We start from the raw sequence: 17,970 nt of genomic DNA, 5'->3' as shown, positions 1-17,970 counted from the left end.
TTGCTTCTTTAAGAAGTTAGTAAACTACGCTGGATTATCAATATCAATAAATTCTACGTCTAATCCATATTGCTGAGCAAGCCATTCGCCGAGAGCTTTTACGCCGTCTCGTTCGGTTGCGTGGTGTCCACAAGCGAAATAGTAAATGCCTTGTTCACGGGCAGAATGGGTAGTCTGTTCGGAAATTTCACCGCTAATAAACGCATCGCAGCCTTTTTCAAAAGCGAGATCAATATAGCCTTGTCCGCCACCTGAACAGATACCGATTTTTTTAATCAATTTTTGTGGCGATGAAGTAAACTCATCACACAAAATAACGGTGCGTTGTAACGTTTTTTCAAGTTTCTGTTTTAGTTCTTCGGCAGAAATTGGTGTTTCTAATTCGCCACACATTGGAATAGAGTTTTGGTTCTCTTCTAAACCTTGTAAATTGATTACGCCCAGATGCTTCGCTAGCTGAGCGTTATTGCCTAATTCTGGGTGGATATCAAGTGGTAAATGGTAGCCGAATAAGTTAATTTCATTCACTAATAATTGTTTAATTCGCTTGCCTTTCATACCTCGAATGCACGGGTTTTCACTTTTCCAAAAATAACCGTGATGGACTAAAATTGCATCTGCATTTTTCTTAATCGCTTTTTCAATCAGAGGGAGTGAGGCAGTTACGCCGGTAATGATTTTTTTGATTTCTTTTTTGCCTTCAACTTGTAAGCCGTTTGGGGCGTAGTCATTAATTGCAGAGCTATTTAGTTTTGTGTTGAGAATGTGTTCTAGTTCAATGTTGGTTATTGTCATTGGTTTTTCCTTTTTATTCTGTAAATAAGCGGTAAAATTTTACAAAAATCTTACCGCTTGTGAAATTATTTATTACTCTTGAGCAAGAGCTGTAATCGGATTGAGCCTTGAAGCATTGCGAGCAGGAATATAGCCAAATACAATGCCGATAAGGGTCGAGCAGAGTACTGCAATAATAACGGATTCGGGTGAGAGAATCATTTTAAAGTTTGAGCCTAAACTATTGAATGCCCAAATAATGCCACCTGCCAATAAAATACCAATTACGCCACCAATCAAGCAAATTACTACGGCTTCAATTAAAAATTGTTGCAAAATATTGCGTTGTTTGGCTCCAATTGCCATTCTCACGCCGATTTCTCGGGTACGTTCCGTCACTGAGACTAACATAATATTCATTACACCAATACCGCCTACAATCAATGAAATAAGGGCAATAGAAGAAATCAGTAATGTCATCGTATTCGTGGTATCAGTAATGGTTTGTTTAATGCTATCACTGTTAATAATAAAGAAATCTTTTTTGCCATGTCGGGCTATGAGCAGTTCGGTAATGCTTTTTTCTGCGGTTTGGCTTTCGACATTATCTTTAATTTTAACCGTGAGAGAATCAATCTGCTTCGCCCCTGAAACACGTTGCATAATCGTACTATAAGGCGACCAAAGGGTCAGGCTGGTTTGATTCATTGCATTGGCTTGTTGAGCCACGCCAATAATCTGAAGCGGTTTTTTATCCACTAAAATAATTTCACCTTCCACCGGATTAGGTAAGCCTAAATCTTTTTGTGTGTTAGGGTCGATCACAATCACTTGAGCAACATTTTTCACCTCTTCAGCCGTGAAAAAACGCCCTGAAATAAGTTTCAGCCCTTTTACGTCCATAAACTCTTCACCAACACCTCGCACAGAGCCAGTTACCGCAGTATTGCCATAAATTAAGGTTGCATTCACATTACTTGATGGTGTTGTGCTTTCAACATAATTTTGTCGGCTTAATGCTAACGCATCACTAATCGTTAGGTTTTTAGTGAGATTTGCTCGTCGGTCGCCAAAGCCTGTGCCGTTGAGAATATCCATTGTATTTGTACCTAAATTATTGATATTCGCTAAAATTTGCTGCTGTGAGCCTTGCCCTAATGCAACAACGGAAATAACAGAGGCAATGCCGATAATAATGCCAAGCATTGTGAGCAACGCTCGCATTTTATGAGCTAAGATAGCACTGCTTGCCATTTTGAAAGACTCAATTAATTGGTCAAAAAAACGAGGCTGTTGATGGGGCGTTTTATTAAGTTTAAGCTCGGTTGAGTAAGGTTTTTGGCGTTCATCTCGAATAATTTCACCATCTTTAATTTCAACCACACGACTGGCTTGAGCGGCAATGTTAGGGTCGTGTGTAACCATAATAATGGTATGACCTTCTTGGTGCAGATCCCGTAAAATTTCCAGCACTGTTTCACCACTTTTGGAATCTAATGCTCCTGTAGGTTCATCGGCTAGAATAATTTCGCCACCGTTCATTAATGCACGGGCAATACTCACACGTTGCTGTTGTCCGCCTGATAGTTCATTGGGACGATTGCGTGTTTTATCATCTAATCCCAGTTTAGTGAGTAAATTATCGGCACGTTGTTTACGAGAGCTGGTATCCATTCCTGCATAAATGGCGGGTAGAGCTACATTTTCATTGGCTGTAAGAGCAGACAATAGATTATAGCGTTGGAAAATAAAACCGAATTTTCGTTGGCGTAAATCAGAGAGTTCATCAGCACTCATTTGCTGAGTTTCTTTACCATCAATACGGCAAATACCTGAACTTGCGGTATCTAAACAACCGATGATATTCATCAAAGTGGATTTGCCGGAGCCTGAAGCTCCAATAATTGCAATAAAATCGCCTTGTTCTATGGTTAGGTTGATATTTTTTAAAATATGGGCTTGGTTTTCCCCCAAGCCAAAATATTTATTTAGGTTTTCAATTTCAATTAATATCATACAAAAGGTCGTTTTCCCATTATTATTACAATTAATGATTAGTGGATTGAGGTATACCATAAAGGCAATTTCATCTCAACTTTTAGGCCTCCCATGTTGCTTTTACCTAACATAATTGTACCTTGATGTTGTTCTACTGCATTTTGTACAATGGCTAATCCTAACCCTGTACCACCTGTTTCTCTCGCTCTTGCCTCATCTATCCGGTAAAAAGGTTTTAGAATATTTTCATATTCATGTTCTGGCACACCTTTTCCATCATCCTCAACAATAAGTATTAGATGTTCTGCCTCAATATTCATTTCAACTGAGAGCATTGTTTGAGCATATTTTTGCCCGTTTCGAATTAAATTTTCTAAGGCACTAGCAAGTAAATCAATAGTACCATTGATAAAACAACTTTCTGGATTTTTTATATTTTGTTTAATTACCAAAATAATATCTTTTTGTGAAGTCTCAAATTTTGCATCTTCTAATACGGATGTCCAAATTTCAGATATAGCAAAGACTCTTTTATTGGTTTGATAATTTAACTGCTGGCGAGAAATAGTCAGTAAATCTTTAATCATTTGATTTAATTTCCCCACTTCTGCTTCAATACGATTAATTTCAGGGAATTCGCCTGTTTTTCTACGTAAAATCCCTGTGGCTAATTGAAGTCGTGCAAGAGGTGTTTTTAATTCATGAGAAATATCTGAAATCATTCGTTGTTGTTGTTGAGTTAAATCTTTCAGGCTTTTCACCATATGGTTAAAGCTTTTTCCTACCTCTCTAATTTCATAGATCCCTTCAGTTTCTAATTTAGGATTAGTCTCTAAATTACCTGTTGCTACTGAATTTGCGGAGATTGTAAGGGCTTCAATAGGACGGGTAATTGTAAGTGCTAACCAAATCAAAATTGGTGTTCCCATAAGCATAAGGATCAATATCATAAGAATAGGAGAATCCAAAATAGTATTTAGCCACTCATCCTGAGCATCTGTTGCCCTAATAAAATATTGATTATAAGTATTGATATCCGAATGAACTATGAAAGGACCATAAATTTGAATATTTTCAAATCTCTTCTGTAGTGGCTCTGTTGACTGTTGAGCCTGATAAATAAACACTTGTAATGCTTTCATATTACTTTGGTTCACACCACTTAGCATACCTGTGGATTTTTCTTCTAAAATGACATCATAACCATTAGAGGTTTCAACAGATAAATTTCTCTCGAAAATTTCATCAAGATTCAAACTTCTTTCTGTCGCTAAACTTTCCTCCTGGAAATAAGTCTGTTCTTTTAATGGAATAGGAGAAAACTTACGTGCATCGAATTTATCAAAATTAAATGCTAGAGCCATAAATAAAATAAATAGTAAGCCATAATAAACCATCAGTTTATAAGCTAAACGTTTTTTGATATCTAAATATTTTTGAAATAACTGTTTCATAGGTACTATAAATGTAAAAATCCCTAAAATATTTTTGCTATTTAGGGATTTGAGTAAATTATTCATCTGTTACTAATAAGTAACCTTTACCTCGTAAAGTTTTAAACCAGGGTAATCCGTCCTCTCGTTCAGGTAATTTTTTACGCAAGTTAGAAATATGCATATCAATAGCCCGATCATAAGGTGTTAACTGTTTCCCTAGAATCTCTAGGCTTAATAAGTCTCGAGATAAAACTTCACCGGGATTCCGCATTAATAAAAATAATAAAGCAAATTCTGTACCAGTTAAATCCAAAATATTACCTTGATAAGAAACCTCCTGCCTACCTGGATGCAGTTGTACTCCAGCAAAATTTAGTAACTTAGAAGAGTTTTCATTTTTGTTTAGTTTGGAATTTTTATTTATTGGGTCTGGTAATCTTGCAGTTCTTCTTAAAATAGCTTTAATTCTTGCAACTAACTCACGGTCATTAAATGGCTTAGGTAAATAATCGTCTGCACCTAGTTCTAATCCTAAAATACGATCGATTTGATCATCCCTAGCACTTAACATTAGTACTGGTACTAAATACTTTTGCCTTATCTGTTTTAAAGTTTCAAGACCATTTAATACAGGCATCATGACATCTAATAAAACTAGGTCATAGAAATTAGATTCTAGTTTATTTAGTCCTTCCTGCCCATTATGCACTACTGTTATATTAAATCCCTCTAGAGAAAGTAATTCAATTAGTAGTTCTGTAAATTCAACATCATCATCTATTAATAATATTTGGGGCATAATGTAATTCCTACATGAATTTTATACTTTCCATTTCGATTATATATCAAGCCCAATCAATTGAGCTACTTCCCATATTTTTGCTTATATTTATTTACTTGAGCCTAATTTACATTAATTTACAAAACGGAAAGAGCTTTTGACTATTTAGTATATAAATAAGGAGGGATTTCTAATACATAGATAAAATATGCAAATTTATAGTTTATCAACCCAAAAATAAATTTACATAAATTTACATATAGAGGTGGATTTTATTTGTGTAATTATAATTCAATGTAAGTCTTACGGTACTATCTTTTATATCTATCTAAATGATAGATATTATCTATTTTATTTTCTCCCATATTTTATTTAACTCTTTCAGAGTATAATCAGTTATAGTTTTATTATTACTTTTAGCTATATGTTCAACTCTTTTAAAACGTTTCTCAAATTTCAGATTGGCGTTTCGTAGGTTTTCCTCAGCATCTGTATGATAATGACGGCATAAATTTACAACTGCAAACAACAAATCGCCTAATTCTTCAGCAAGTTCAGCTGAACGCTCTGGATATAGAGCTATTTCTGCTTTCACTTCATCAAGTTCTTCTTCTACTTTAGCTAATACATCTTGTGGGTTATCCCAATCAAAACCGACTTTTGAACAACGCTTTTGTAATTTATTGGCACGAGTAAGAGCGGGTAAAGCAAAAGGGAGATCATCTAATATAGATTCTTGGTTACGATGTTTTTCATCATTCGCTTTTTGTGCTTCCCAGCTTTTTAACGCCTCTTCACTATTTTCTGCTTTTACATCACCAAAAACGTGAGGATGGCGGTAAATCAGTTTATCGTGAATATCGTTTACAACATCATCAAAGGTAAAAGAGCCTTCTTCTTTTGCTAGTTGGCTTAAGAAAACAACTTGCAGTAATAAATCGCCCAATTCTTCTCTTAGAGCAGAACGATCTTGAGTATGGATAGCTTCAGCAACTTCATAGGTTTCTTCTAATAAATGGGGAAGCATAGTGTCGAAGTTCTGCTTTAAATCCCACGGGCAGCCGTGTTCTGGGTGGCGAAGTTGGTTCACGACTTCAAGAAATTGTTCGATAGTAGCCATATTTTTCCTTATTACAAGCGATCGATTTTTACCCAAATTTTACAAATTCTAGCATAATAACCTTCTTTTCGCTTATAATATGACGATTTTTTAGCAACCAAGGATATAAAATGGCAGTGGAAAAATTAACCAAAAAACGTTTGATTCAAATTGTTATAATGCTTGTTATTCTTATGATTGCGTTTTTTTATCGTACTTATGCACACAGTTAGTGATCTGATATGTCAATAAAACATATCAAAAAGCCATAAATTGTGCTTTAATAGCAAGAATTTTATTTATCCCACAACTCAATCCAGAAGGACTAAAAATGAGCTGGTTAGACAGAATTTTAGGTAGAGATTCATCTTCATCAAGTACTGCAAAATCAAAGATCCCTGAAGGGGTTTGGACGAAATGTGCAAGTTGTGAACAGGTTCTCTATAGTGAAGAATTACAACGTAATCAATATGTATGTCCGAAATGTGATCATCATATGCGTATTGATGCACGCACCCGTTTATTGAATTTATTAGACAAAGATTCAGCAGTTGAACTTGCCGCCGATTTAGAACCGCAAGATGTGTTGAAGTTTAAAGATCTGAAAAAATATAAAGATCGTTTAACCGCTGCTCAAAAACAGACAGGCGAGAAAGACTCTTTCATCGTCCTTTCCGGCACGTTACACAATATGCCGGTGGTAACTGCGTCATTCAACTTTGAATTTATGGGTGGCTCAATGGGTTCTGTGGTTGGGGCGAAATTTGTGAAAGCGGCAGAAAAAGCGTTAGCGGAAAAAATTCCGTTTATCTGTTTCTCGGCATCTGGCGGTGCTCGTATGCAAGAGGCTTTGTTCTCGTTAATGCAAATGGCAAAAACCAGTGCGATTTTGGCAAAAATGAAAGAGCAGGGCGTGCCGTTTATTTCCGTATTAACCGACCCAACTTTAGGCGGTGTTTCTGCAAGTCTTGCAATGTTGGGCGATATTAATATCGCTGAGCCAAAAGCGTTAATCGGCTTTGCGGGCCCTCGTGTTATTGAGCAAACCGTGCGTGAAAAATTGCCGGAAGGCTTCCAACGTGCTGAGTTTTTATTAGAGCACGGAGCGATTGATATGATCGTACCTCGTAAAGAGATGCGTGATACCTTAGCTCGCCTTTGTGCGAAATTAACCAATCAACCAACACCGTTTAAAGTAGCGGAATTAGTGGTTGAAGACGTTGCATAACCTTGAATAATGAAGTTTTAATGAACACATTAATAACCCCTAAAGCCACGGATTCTTTGGAAACGTGGCTTTCCTATTTAGAAAATGCCCATTCCAAACCGATTGATATGGGCTTGGAACGCATCACCCAAGTGGCAAAAGAGCTAGACTTGCTTAATCCTGCCCCTTATGTCATCACAGTTGCCGGCACAAACGGCAAAGGTTCAACCTGCCGATTGCTGGAAGTGGCTCTGCTAAAAGCCGGTTTTAAAGTCGGCGTATTTTCCTCACCACATTTAATCCGCTACAACGAGCGTGTGCGAGTGAATGGCGAATTGTTACCTGATGCAGAGCACATTCGTTCATTTGCAAAAATTAACGAAAAAAAGACCGCTTCACTCAGCTATTTTGAGTTCAGCACGCTCTCAGGCTTGGATTTATTCAAGCAAAATAATCTTGATATTGTGATTTTGGAAGTGGGCTTAGGCGGTCGCTTAGATGCCACTAACATTGTTGAGCCAAACTTGGCGATTATTACCTCCATCGACATCGACCACGTCGCATTTCTTGGCGATAACCGTGAAGATATCGGGCGGGAAAAAGCAGGCATTTTCCGTGCGAATATTCCTGTCATTATCGGTGAACCGGATTGCCCAAATTCGATTAAAGAAATCGTCAATTCGTTAAATTGTCACGCTTTTTATCGAGGTAAGGATTGGTATTTTGACATTCAAAATAATCTGTTCCAATGGCGTTCTGAAGCCAAATCTTTCGTGGATTTACCGTTGCCGTTAATTCCGATTCCCAATGCTGGCACAGCATTGGCAGCGTTAATGCAACTGCCGTTTGAAATTGATGAGCAAATTATTCGAGAAGCCTTTCTTGAAGCTCAAATGACCGCTCGTTTCCAAACGCTAACAGACAAAGATTTTGCAAATTTTTCAAAAAATAGACCGCTTGCCAAAGTGATTATTGATGTGGGGCATAATCCGCACGCTGCACGTTATTTGGCGGAACGCTTAAATGAGTTAAAACGCCCAAATCAGCACATTTATGCGGTGTTTAGTGCCTTAGAAGATAAGGATTTATCCGGTATTGTGGTGCCGTTGGAAAGCGTGATTGATGAATGGCATTGTGCCGGTTTGGATTGTTGGCGAGGGCAGAGTGGCGAGGCTGTATTAGAAAAATTGGTAAAAGTTTTGCCAAATTCGACCGCTTGTAGTTATGAAACCGTATCTGAAGCCAGCCTTGTGTTGTTTGAAAAAGCAACCGAGCAAGATATTGTGCTGGTCTTTGGTTCATTCCATACTGTCGCGGATTTTATGCTTTGGTTAGACAAATAATCAAATTTGAAGCAAAAATAAAGGCGAACCGAATGTTCACCTTTTGTTTTTTACTCAATTAAAGCACTTTCACAATCGCATCTGCTAATGCTTCAATATTTTTGCTGGTGATGCCTGCCACGTTAATTCGACCTGAACGCACCGCATAAATTGCGAATTCATCTTTTAGTCTGTCCACTTGCTCCGGTGTTAAACCGCTGAAAGAGAACATACCGTTTTGTTCGTTGATGAATGAGAAATCTTTGTTTGCGCTTTTCTCTTTCAATAATTGCACCAACTTCGCACGCATCTCTTTAATGCGGTTACGCATTTCGTCTAACTCTCCAATCCATAATGCTTTCAGTTCAGGATCAGCTAACGCCACCGCAACCGCACTTGCACCGTGGGCAGATGGGTTAGAGTAAAGCACACGAATAATTGATTTAATTTGCGTAAATGCACGGTTTGCGTCATCCGCGTTATCTGCAATTAAGGTAAATGCCCCAACACGCTCGTTATATAAACCGAAGTTTTTCGAGAATGAGCTTGCCACCAATAATTCACGGTTGTTTTTCACGAATGCACGTAAGCCGTAAGCATCTTCTTCCAAACCGTTTGCGAAGCCTTGGTAAGCGAAGTCGAATAACGGTAACCAGCCTTTTTCTGCCGATAATGCGGCTAATTGCTCCCATTGTGCAGGGGTTGGGTCGATACCGGTCGGGTTGTGGCAGCAGCCGTGGAGTAATACCACATCGCCAGCTTCCGCTTGGCTTAAGTCTGCGATTAAGTTATCCCAATCTAAACCGTTGGTCTCTTTATCGTAGTAGCGGTAGCCTTTCACATCAATGCCGACCGCTTCAAAAATAGCGTTGTGGTTCGGCCACGTTGGGGTGGAGATCCAAACATTTTTCGCTGCCGTGTGACGTTTTACAAATTCTGCCGCAATACGTAATGCCCCTGTACCACCTAAACTTTGAGCGGTTTTCGCACGCCCAGAGGTAATGACTTCCGCATTTTCGCCGAATAATAACGCTTGTGTTGCGGCATTAAAGGCTTGCACACCGTCAATGGTTAGATAGGTTTTGGTGGTTTCGTTTTCTAATAAGCGTTTTTCTGCTTCTTTTACCGCTTTAACGATAGGGGTTTTTCCTTCATCGGTCATATAAACACCGATACCTAAATTAATTTTACCTTCGCGGGTATCTGCTTTGAAAGCCTCGCCTAAACCTAAAATCGGATCGGCAGGAGCTGCTTGAATATGGCTAAACATTGGCATAGGGAATCCTCCTTAAAATTTAAAAATAAACGGTGAATTTATAAGGCTAAATGGAAAAATTAGCAAGAGGTAAACATAAAAAATTTAATTTATTCGCATAAATTATTTTTATGGCTTTATATGCTCTCGCACAATTTGCCGGTATTTTGCAATTTCGGCTTTGTCGGCGTTAGCTTGTAGCGTAATTTCCGGCAAATTCAATCGTTTCAAACTGACATAAACTGCCGATAATGCACGTTTCCCTTCAGCAAAAGCGGTTAAGTTTTGCCAATCTTTTTCGTTTAATTTGCTCTCTGCAAGCGGTTGAAATTGGCGGAAATTTGGCAAATCTTCGCTGATTTCGGCAAAAAACGGCTGCAAGGCAAAATCTCGGGCAAAGGCGTGTTTCGCTTGTTCGCAGAACGCTTTGCCTTGTGCGGAAATTGGGTAAATCATCATCGCACTGCGATAGCCGCTGCTGGCTTCTTTGTTGGGGGTGATTTGCACCAGTTCAAAGCCGCAATCTGCCCAAAATTGATAGAGCGGAGCAGTGATCCCAAAGCTGACGGAAATAAAATCAAGCAGTGGATTTTGGGTAGAAATTTGCAAAATAAAACGAGAAATCAACCGCTTACCAATGCCTTGACGTTGCTTTTCAGCTGCCACCGCAATGCGAGAAATCCGCACGGAATGAAGCTCACAAGCCTGTGGCAAATTACCCTGAAAGCAGAGATATTGAGCCACCAAATTGCCCTGTGGACGGCGTTCACCACGCCAAATCGTTTGGGTAAGAGCCTCATCTAAACCACCCTCATTCACCGCCCAAATGCCAGCGATAAGTTGCTCGTTTTCGATATCGTGCAGGGTAATTTGCTGCTCGCCATCAAACAAACGGCGTAAATCGGTCGGCGTGGTTTTGTAATGGGCAGAGGCAAGTAGATGATAAAATTGCACCTGTAGGGGCGTATTGCATACACCCATTTTCGGTTGCAATAACAGCAATTCATTCACGAAATTTTCCAACGGATCATTCTCCCCCCAGCGTAACGGTTCGGACAACGTCCAATGCTTGAACGGTTTATTCAACATTTTCGGCAATTTCAGCCCAAACCCTCGCCCCGTGCCCTCGTAATTTTGCGTGGTGGTGGTTAAAACAACTTTGTCAAAATGCTCACAACATTGCTGCAACATTGGCAACGGCAAGCTCGCTGCTTCATCAATAAACAGCCAGGTTTTTGCAAATTTTTCGCCGTTTTCCACCGCTTGTATCAACCGATCTGGAGCAAAAAAACGGACATTCTCACCCTCCACTTGCTTCCAAAAATTAGGCAGAGCAGAGTGGGAACGAGCAGTAATCACAACAGGATTTGCTTGAGAAATGGTTTCTGCTAATTTGCCTTCAAGGGTTGATTTCCCACGCCCACGGGGGGCTGTGATAAGGTGGATAGATGCGGGATCAGATGGGAGGTTTTCAAAAATAAATTGCTGTTCCGCATTAAATTGTAGGGGCGTGCGTCGCACGCCCATTTCCATTTTGGGCGTATGACATACGCCCCTACATTCGAGGCAGATTTCAAAACCATATTTTCCAACCAATGCTTTGAAATATCGATAAAAATTCGGCGTTGCAACCGCTTTGCCATCATTCCAACGCAGGCTGTCAAAATCGGTTAGATGTTCCACATTTTCCCAATCAGAGCAAAGCAGATAGAGCGTACCGTTTTCTTGAATCGTACCGGCAACAATCGCAAAGGCATCAAGGTTGAAATTCACACCATTTTCCGCACGCATATCGTAAATGGCGAAAGGGTATTCATTGCCGAGTAGAGATTTGGCATTAGAAAAAGGGATAGGCTCAAAGGTCGGAGGAATGAGAATAGAGGGTTGTAGGAGCGTACTGCGTATGCCCATTTCTGCTAAAAATGAAGGCGTATGCAATACGCCCCTACAATTAATGATAGCTAATTTTCGCATTATTCAGGCAATTTCTCGCTTAAATATGGATCTTTATACCCCAACGCAATCATAATTTCCGTTTCAAGGCTTTCCATTTCCACCGCTTCTGCTTCTTCGATGTGGTCGTAGCCGAGCAGGTGTAGCGTGCCGTGGACGCTTAAATGAGCCCAGTGGCTTTCTTCACTGATTTGTTGCTCTTTGGCTTCTTTTTCCATCACCTGACGGCAGATCACCAAATCGCCCAATAGCGGTATTTCAATGCCTTCAGGCACTTCAAACGGGAAAGAAAGCACGTTGGTTGGTTTGTCTTTGCCACGGTAGGTTAAATTCAGCTCGTGGCTTTCCGCTTCATCTACAATGCGAATGGTGATTTCCGTTTCGGGGAAATCTTCGGTTTTTGCTTGCATCGCAAGGGCTTTGTGCACCCAAGTGTAGAATTGTGCTTCGCTCGGTAAGTTTTCGCTATTTTTGCAGGCGATTTGTAAGTCGATGTATAAATTTTCCATTGGGTTACCTTTTGCACATTATTTCCATTTTTCAGCCGCTTGTTGGTCGCTATCACGCCCTTCAATCCAGCGTTCGCCCTCTTGGGTCTGTTCTCGTTTCCAAAAAGGGGCTCGGGTTTTGAGGTAATCCATAATAAATTCGTTGGCGTGGTAGGCATCACCACGGTGGGCGGAGCTGACCCCAACCAGCACGATTTCATCACCTGTATTAAGCTGGCCAATTCGATGAACAACGGCAACACGTTGCAAATCCCAACGTTGGCGTGCTTCATCCACAATAGCTTGCAGGGCTTTTTTCGTCATTGCAGGGTAGTGTTCGAGGAACAAGCCAGAAACGTTATCACCCAAATTTATCTCACGTACTTTACCGATAAAAAGGGTCGTTGCCCCAACGCTATGGTATTCGCTTAACCAGCGGTAGATTTGGTTTTGGTCAAACTCCGCTTCTTGCACTTCAATCAACGTGGAACGCATTTAGCCCCCTGTTACCGGTGGGAAAAACGCCACTTCATCACCGTCTTTAATTTCGGTATCGAGCGGGCAAATAGTTTGGTTAATTGCCATCAACAGCTTGCCTTTTTCTAAGGCTAACTGCCATTTTTTCCCTTGCTGGCTCAAATGCTCACGCAGCTCTTCGGCGGTCGCAAAGGTTGGCTCAACTTCTAACATATCCGTTGCCACAAGTTCACGCACTTGGGCGAAAAATAAGACCTTAATCAACGTTGAAATCTCCCGATTTACCGCCGCTTTTGTGTAACAGGCGGACATTTTCAATAATCATATCTTTCTGCACTGCTTTGCACATATCGTAAATCGTCAGTGCAGCCACGCTTGCCGCCGTAAGGGCTTCCATTTCCACCCCGGTTTTGCCGGTGAGTTTGCAAAGGCTTTCGATACGAACCTGATTGGTTTCCGGCAAGGCTTCAAGCTGAACCTCCACCTTAGAAAGCAACAGAGGGTGGCAAAGCGGAATAAGCTCCCACGTTCTTTTCGCCGCTTGAATCCCAGCGATGCGAGCGGTGGCGAACACATCGCCTTTGTGGTGATTGCCGTTTACGATCATTTGCAGCGTTTCGGCATTCATACGCACAAACGCCTCAGCCCGAGCAATGCGGACGGTTTCTTGTTTCATTGAAACATCAACCATATTGGCTTCGCCGTGTTGGTTGATGTGGGTGAAGTTGGTCATTTATTTTGTCTCTTTAAATTTAGGTAAAAAATTAATATCGTAGGTTTTTCTGTTACTTTCTTTGGCGAAGCAAAGAAAGTAGGGTAATTTTACCCACCAATCGAAGAAAGATTATTCCTCACCCCACTATCCCCAATATGCAAATAGTGGTGTTCTCTCTTGCCTTGTAATGCCGCTTTTAATCTTGCTTCAAGTTGTAGCTGCTGTTCATCTGATTGCAGCAGATCCCGAATATCAATCCCTTCTTCGCCGAATAGGCATAAGTGCAGTTTGCCGAGGGCGGAAACACGTAGGCGGTTGCAGCTTTGGCAGAAGTTTTTTTCATAGGGCATAATCAAGCCGATTTCGCCTTGGTAATCAGGATGAGAAAGCACTTTTGCTGGGCCGTCTGACATCGCTTTTTGTTGGAGCTGCCAGCCCTCACGCATTAAACGCTCCATTATGGATTGCCCTGAAAGATGCTGAGCCTTGAAAAAATCGTCCATTTCGCCGGTTTCCATTAGCTCGATAAAACGCATTTGGATTGGCTTGTCTTTAATCCACGCTAAAAATTTGTCCAGCTCGTGGGCGGTGTATTGCTTCATCAGAACCGCATTCACTTTCACTTTTTTGTAACCGATTTCAAAGGCTTTATCAATGCCGTTTAAAATGGATTGCAGCTTGTTTTCGCCGGTAATTAGTTGGAATTGACGAGTATCGAGGCTATCCACGCTAACATTAATGTCGGTAATGCCGGCTTGTTGCCAGAGTTCGACATCACGCTCCATACGATAGCCGTTGGTTGTGAGAGCCACCTTGCGAATGCCTGCGGTTTGGGAAAGCGTGTGGGCAATTTCAACGAAATCTTTACGCAAAGTCGGCTCGCCGCCGGTAATGCGGATTTTTTCCGTGCCAAGATTAGCAAAGGCGTTGGCGATGCGTTGGATTTCGTCCACTTTGAGAAATGTCTGCTTGTGGGCAGGCGGTTTGTAGCCGTCCGGTAAGCAGTAATTACAACGGAAATTACAAACATCGGTAATGGAGAGCCGTAAATAGGTGTATTGACGTTGAAAACGATCAACCAACCCGGAAACGACATCATTACCCACGTTTTTCACTGGGATAATAGATTGCATTTGACACCTTTCTAAACACGAGAGGACAACCCATTTCTAAGTTATCCTTTGAACAGCTTTGCTGTTACTGGCATAAATTCCATATCAAAAATTTGTCTTTAATTTTTAGAGTTAGGAAATAATGCTCGGAGTCTTGTAAAAAATTAGTTTTATTTTAGGGGGAGAAAGCGGATTAAGCAAGAGGTAGATAATAGTATATTTAAAACGGAGGCCATAACTAAATTAGGTTGGTTTGATTTATATCATTTTTTTGAATAGGTAATTTTGTTATTTTAATTCTGATAATCTTTATATTTAGGGAAAAGAATGATTGAAAATAGTCAATGGTCTTGCTTAATTAATAAGCAAGGCGAGGTTTTAGAATGGGAAAATAAAACAGGGGCAGAGTATTTAACTCAGTTAAAACAACTCTGCCTCTATGCTCAAGCCTTTCTCTATTCAGATCAGACATCATCGTCTTTTTTCTATTGTTTGTCTAACCAGTATTGGCTGAAGGTTCTGTTAAAACGCCATCAAGAGTTCACATTAATACATGCAGAGCAGAGCAAATTACCATTTGAACTGAGCAAGCGAGAAATTGAGTTATTAACGTTAGTCAGCAGTGGGCTTAGCAATGAAGAAATTGCCAATGAACTGAATATTAGTAAGCGTACTGTTGATAAACATATTGAAAATATTTTCTCTAAAACGAAAACAGAAAGTCGAACTTTGCTGGCTGTTTTTGCCATTACAGAACACTTAATCTGCTTACCAACACCAGGCAAGCTAGAAAAATCTATTCTTGCTACCTTTAAAATCGAACAACTCGCCTTGCAAATTGCAAACGAAAAACGACCGCTTGTAATGGATGAACTTGCAACTTTTTCGATTAATCGTTATAACTATCGCCCTATTATTCTTGGTGTGCCTTATGTAGAACAGGGGATAGGTCAAATTGATACTAGAGAGTTGCTCAATGGTACGCAACTTGCGGTAGAAAATATAAATCGGCAAGGCGGTATTAATGGGCGAGAAGTGCAAATTGCCACAGCCGGTTTTTGTGTAGAGGATAAACCCAGCATATTAAATGCTTATAATGCGTTGTTGGATCAAGAAGTTGATGCGATTTCTACCGCCTATGCTTGTTATTTGCCCGAAGTTCACGAACTCATTGCAACCGAAAGCATCCCTTATTTACATATTGCCACTCATAGCGGTTCAAATAAACTTGCACAAAATTTGCCAAATAAGCGAATTGAAAATATGTTCCAAGTGTGTGCAAGTGATGTTACTTATAGCTTGGGTATTTTAAATTTTCTGCAATATTACCGTTATTATTATGCAGATTTTATGCAAAATAAAACGGTGATGATTGTAAGTGTAAAATGGCAAAAAGTGGATATTGGTATCGATAATTTATCGCACAATTTGCATAAACAAGGTTGGAATATTGAATATGTAGAGCTGGAACAAGAGCCGACGGCTTATCAACATTTGATGACGCAAATTCATAATGTGTCGCCCTCTATTATCGTACTTGCTTCTTATTTTGCGGAAGATATTGTTCATTTTCATCAAGCCTTTATTGAAAATCCGACTAATGCAATTATTTACAGTATTTATGCGCCTTCTGCATTTTTGCCACACGAACAACCTTGCGAAGGAGTATTGTGGAGTACCAATAGCGGCTTAAGCGATAACTTTTTAGGACGCCAATTTTGCCAGTGTTATGAGCAGTTATTCGAGCGAAAACCAACCTATTCACAAGCCAGTATTGCTTATGATCAAGTAAATATTTTAGCGAATGCTTGGAAACAAAGTGTTTCCCCTCGCCATTTTAAGGCGGTTTCAAATATTATTCGTCAGCAACCGCATTATGGTGTAAACGGTACTTATTATTTTAATACCGATAGCCAAATCGGTTTAACTTATCCAGAAACAAAAGACTTATCTATTAGCTTGCCACAGCTTATTTACCAAATCCAGCAAGGCAGAAGTGCGGTAATTGCACCAGAGTTATTTGCGGATTCGCAATTTGTATTACCTACGTGGTTTTCTTATAAATAATATTGAGGGAGAGTTTTCTCCCTTTTTTATTTGCTATTTTTTGCCTTAAATCAAACTTTATTAACTCTTTTGAGTTAATACGTATTTTTACTTATTGTTTATAACTCTAGTGAGTTAATAGAATGCCTTCGTCTTTAATTTTTAGCGTTTTTTAGTGGGGTAGTTATATGTCTAAGATGAAAAAAATAGCCGCTTTTATTGGCATTATGGGGCTCGGCGCTGCCGTTTTAGGTGGTTCACAATATGCGATGAAAACCACGAATTCAACTGATTTTTGTGTCAGCTGCCATTCAATGACTCACCCGCAAGCAGAATGGGAGGGAAGTGTGCATTTCTCCAACCGAAAAGGGATTCGTGCGGAGTGTTCAGATTGCCACGTACCGCAAGATGGCTTGCACTATTTCAAAGCAAAAGTGGTTGCTTTAAAAGATGTTTGGCATACCTTTGTTACCAACAAATTGCCTGACCAAGAAGCCTATGAGGCTCACCGTTTAGAGATGGCTCAACGTGTGTGGGAGGATATGAAAGAAACAGATTCCGCGACTTGCCGTTCTTGCCATAGTTTTGATGCAATGGTGCTTTCAGAGCAAAAAGAAGCCGCACAGAAAATGCATAAACTTGCTCAAGAAACAAATCAAACCTGTATTGATTGCCATAAAGGTATAGCTCATTTTATGCCAGACATTCAAGTGGACAATGCAGCTGCTGCAGGTGAATTAGCAAAACACGGTGCAGAGTTTACCGCAAATGATAAAAAGCTTTATTCTCTTGCAATGACAGCCGTTCAGCTAACACAAAGTGGCGAGATTCGCTTATTGCCTTATGCTGAATTGCATCAATGGAAAGAAGATGGCGAACAGGTAAAAGCAACTATTAATGGTTGGCAACAAGAAGGGGCAGAGTCTGTTGTGTATATGGATTTAGGCAAACGCATTATGGTTGCATTATTACCTGATGAAGCACAAAGTAAAGTTAATGTCGTAAAAACGGTTTTCGATAATGTAACTAACTCTAATTGGAAAGAAGTGAATTTTGAAGTTACTGTTCCAAAAAACGCAGTAACTGCAAATATTGCTGCCTTAAATCAATTTGGCAATAACTTAAACCAAACGCATTGTAGTGGTTGTCACGCAGCAATAGGAGCTGATCACTATACCGCTAACCAGTGGATCGGTGTAGTGAATTCAATGAAAGATCGTACTTCAATGTCTGCGGATGATGTACGTGCAGTAACAATTTATTTACAACGTAACGCCAAAGATATTGCAGGCAGTTCACATTAATTT

16 protein-coding genes and 1 riboswitch are annotated in these 17,970 nt (G+C 40.0%); of the genes, 4 read left to right on the top strand and 12 right to left on the bottom strand.

What is annotated here, in order from left to right; genetic code table 11:
• Positions 1-24: 24 nt before the first annotated feature.
• The 5 genes from A6B40_RS01460 to mazG all read right to left on the bottom strand — a co-directional run bounded on the left by A6B40_RS01460 (position 25) and on the right by mazG (position 6,109).
• Positions 25-795, bottom strand: a complete 771-nt coding sequence (locus A6B40_RS01460; RefSeq protein WP_176671340.1) for a Nif3-like dinuclear metal center hexameric protein — start codon at positions 793-795, stop codon at positions 25-27.
• Positions 796-867: 72 nt separating this feature from the next.
• Positions 868-2,790, bottom strand: coding sequence for a MacB family efflux pump subunit (locus A6B40_RS01455; RefSeq protein WP_176671339.1), 1,923 nt, complete (start codon positions 2,788-2,790; stop codon positions 868-870).
• Positions 2,791-2,828: 38 nt separating this feature from the next.
• Positions 2,829-4,292: an envelope stress sensor histidine kinase CpxA gene (gene cpxA, locus A6B40_RS01450; protein WP_236966872.1), complete on the bottom strand. Its 1,464-nt coding sequence runs from the start codon at positions 4,290-4,292 to the stop codon at positions 2,829-2,831.
• On the bottom strand, positions 4,285-5,007 hold the full coding sequence (locus A6B40_RS01445) for a response regulator (protein ID WP_025217322.1): 723 nt from the start codon (positions 5,005-5,007) through the stop codon (positions 4,285-4,287). The genes cpxA and A6B40_RS01445 overlap by 8 nt, the downstream gene beginning before the upstream one ends.
• Positions 5,008-5,335: 328 nt before the next feature.
• Positions 5,336-6,109 carry a nucleoside triphosphate pyrophosphohydrolase gene (gene mazG / locus A6B40_RS01440; protein ID WP_112110958.1) on the bottom strand — a complete coding sequence of 258 codons (774 nt, stop codon included), beginning with the start codon at positions 6,107-6,109 and terminating at the stop codon, positions 5,336-5,338.
• Between the two features lie 310 nt (positions 6,110-6,419).
• Here mazG and accD point away from each other — a divergent pair, with 310 nt between their 5' ends.
• Both accD and folC read left to right on the top strand, forming a co-directional pair.
• Entirely contained in the window at positions 6,420-7,316 is an 897-nt protein-coding gene (gene accD / locus A6B40_RS01435) for an acetyl-CoA carboxylase, carboxyltransferase subunit beta (protein WP_025217321.1), read from the top strand.
• 20 nt (positions 7,317-7,336) lie between these two features.
• Positions 7,337-8,638 (top strand): bifunctional tetrahydrofolate synthase/dihydrofolate synthase, encoded by a 1,302-nt coding sequence (gene folC / locus A6B40_RS01430; RefSeq protein WP_176671338.1) that lies wholly within the window; start codon positions 7,337-7,339, stop codon positions 8,636-8,638.
• Positions 8,639-8,696: 58 nt separating this feature from the next.
• Here the strand turns inward: folC and A6B40_RS01425 are convergent, their stop codons facing one another.
• The 7 genes from A6B40_RS01425 to moaA all read right to left on the bottom strand — a co-directional run bounded on the left by A6B40_RS01425 (position 8,697) and on the right by moaA (position 14,638).
• Positions 8,697-9,893, bottom strand: coding sequence for an amino acid aminotransferase (locus A6B40_RS01425; protein ID WP_269467700.1), 1,197 nt, complete (start codon positions 9,891-9,893; stop codon positions 8,697-8,699).
• A gap of 108 nt (positions 9,894-10,001) precedes the next feature.
• The gene (locus A6B40_RS01420; protein ID WP_176672300.1) at positions 10,002-11,783 is read right to left on the bottom strand and encodes a tRNA(Met) cytidine acetyltransferase TmcA domain-containing protein; all 1,782 of its coding nucleotides are present in this window, start codon (positions 11,781-11,783) and stop codon (positions 10,002-10,004) included.
• A gap of 62 nt (positions 11,784-11,845) precedes the next feature.
• On the bottom strand, positions 11,846-12,334 hold the full coding sequence (ybeY, locus tag A6B40_RS01415; RefSeq protein ID WP_176671337.1) for an rRNA maturation RNase YbeY: 489 nt from the start codon (positions 12,332-12,334) through the stop codon (positions 11,846-11,848).
• Between the two features lie 18 nt (positions 12,335-12,352).
• Positions 12,353-12,808 carry a molybdopterin synthase catalytic subunit MoaE gene (gene moaE / locus A6B40_RS01410; RefSeq protein WP_025217316.1) on the bottom strand — a complete coding sequence of 152 codons (456 nt, stop codon included), beginning with the start codon at positions 12,806-12,808 and terminating at the stop codon, positions 12,353-12,355.
• Positions 12,809-13,054 (bottom strand): molybdopterin synthase sulfur carrier subunit, encoded by a 246-nt coding sequence (gene moaD / locus A6B40_RS01405; protein WP_176671336.1) that lies wholly within the window; start codon positions 13,052-13,054, stop codon positions 12,809-12,811.
• Entirely contained in the window at positions 13,047-13,523 is a 477-nt protein-coding gene (gene moaC, locus A6B40_RS01400) for a cyclic pyranopterin monophosphate synthase MoaC (protein ID WP_025247708.1), read from the bottom strand. The genes moaD and moaC overlap by 8 nt, the downstream gene beginning before the upstream one ends.
• A gap of 89 nt (positions 13,524-13,612) precedes the next feature.
• Entirely contained in the window at positions 13,613-14,638 is a 1,026-nt protein-coding gene (moaA, locus tag A6B40_RS01395; RefSeq protein ID WP_176671335.1) for a GTP 3',8-cyclase MoaA, read from the bottom strand.
• A riboswitch (molybdenum cofactor riboswitch) is annotated at positions 14,627-14,781 on the bottom strand. It overlaps the preceding gene by 12 nt.
• Positions 14,782-14,944: 163 nt before the next feature.
• Between moaA and A6B40_RS01390 the strand changes: the two genes are divergently transcribed.
• Together A6B40_RS01390 and A6B40_RS01385 are read left to right on the top strand one after the other, a co-directional pair.
• Positions 14,945-16,684: a LuxR C-terminal-related transcriptional regulator gene (locus tag A6B40_RS01390; RefSeq protein ID WP_176671334.1), complete on the top strand. Its 1,740-nt coding sequence runs from the start codon at positions 14,945-14,947 to the stop codon at positions 16,682-16,684.
• 167 nt (positions 16,685-16,851) lie between these two features.
• A complete protein-coding gene (locus tag A6B40_RS01385) occupies positions 16,852-17,967 on the top strand; it encodes a NapC/NirT family cytochrome c (protein WP_176671333.1) in 1,116 nt (371 codons plus the stop codon).
• The last annotated feature ends 3 nt before the right edge of the window (positions 17,968-17,970 follow it).

Origin of the sequence: Mannheimia varigena, assembly GCF_013377235.1 — a bacterium.
Classification (GTDB): Bacteria; Pseudomonadota; Gammaproteobacteria; order Enterobacterales; family Pasteurellaceae; genus Mannheimia; species Mannheimia varigena.
Note: the sequence above shows the minus strand (reverse complement) of the source record. Positions and strands in the feature narration are given on the sequence as shown.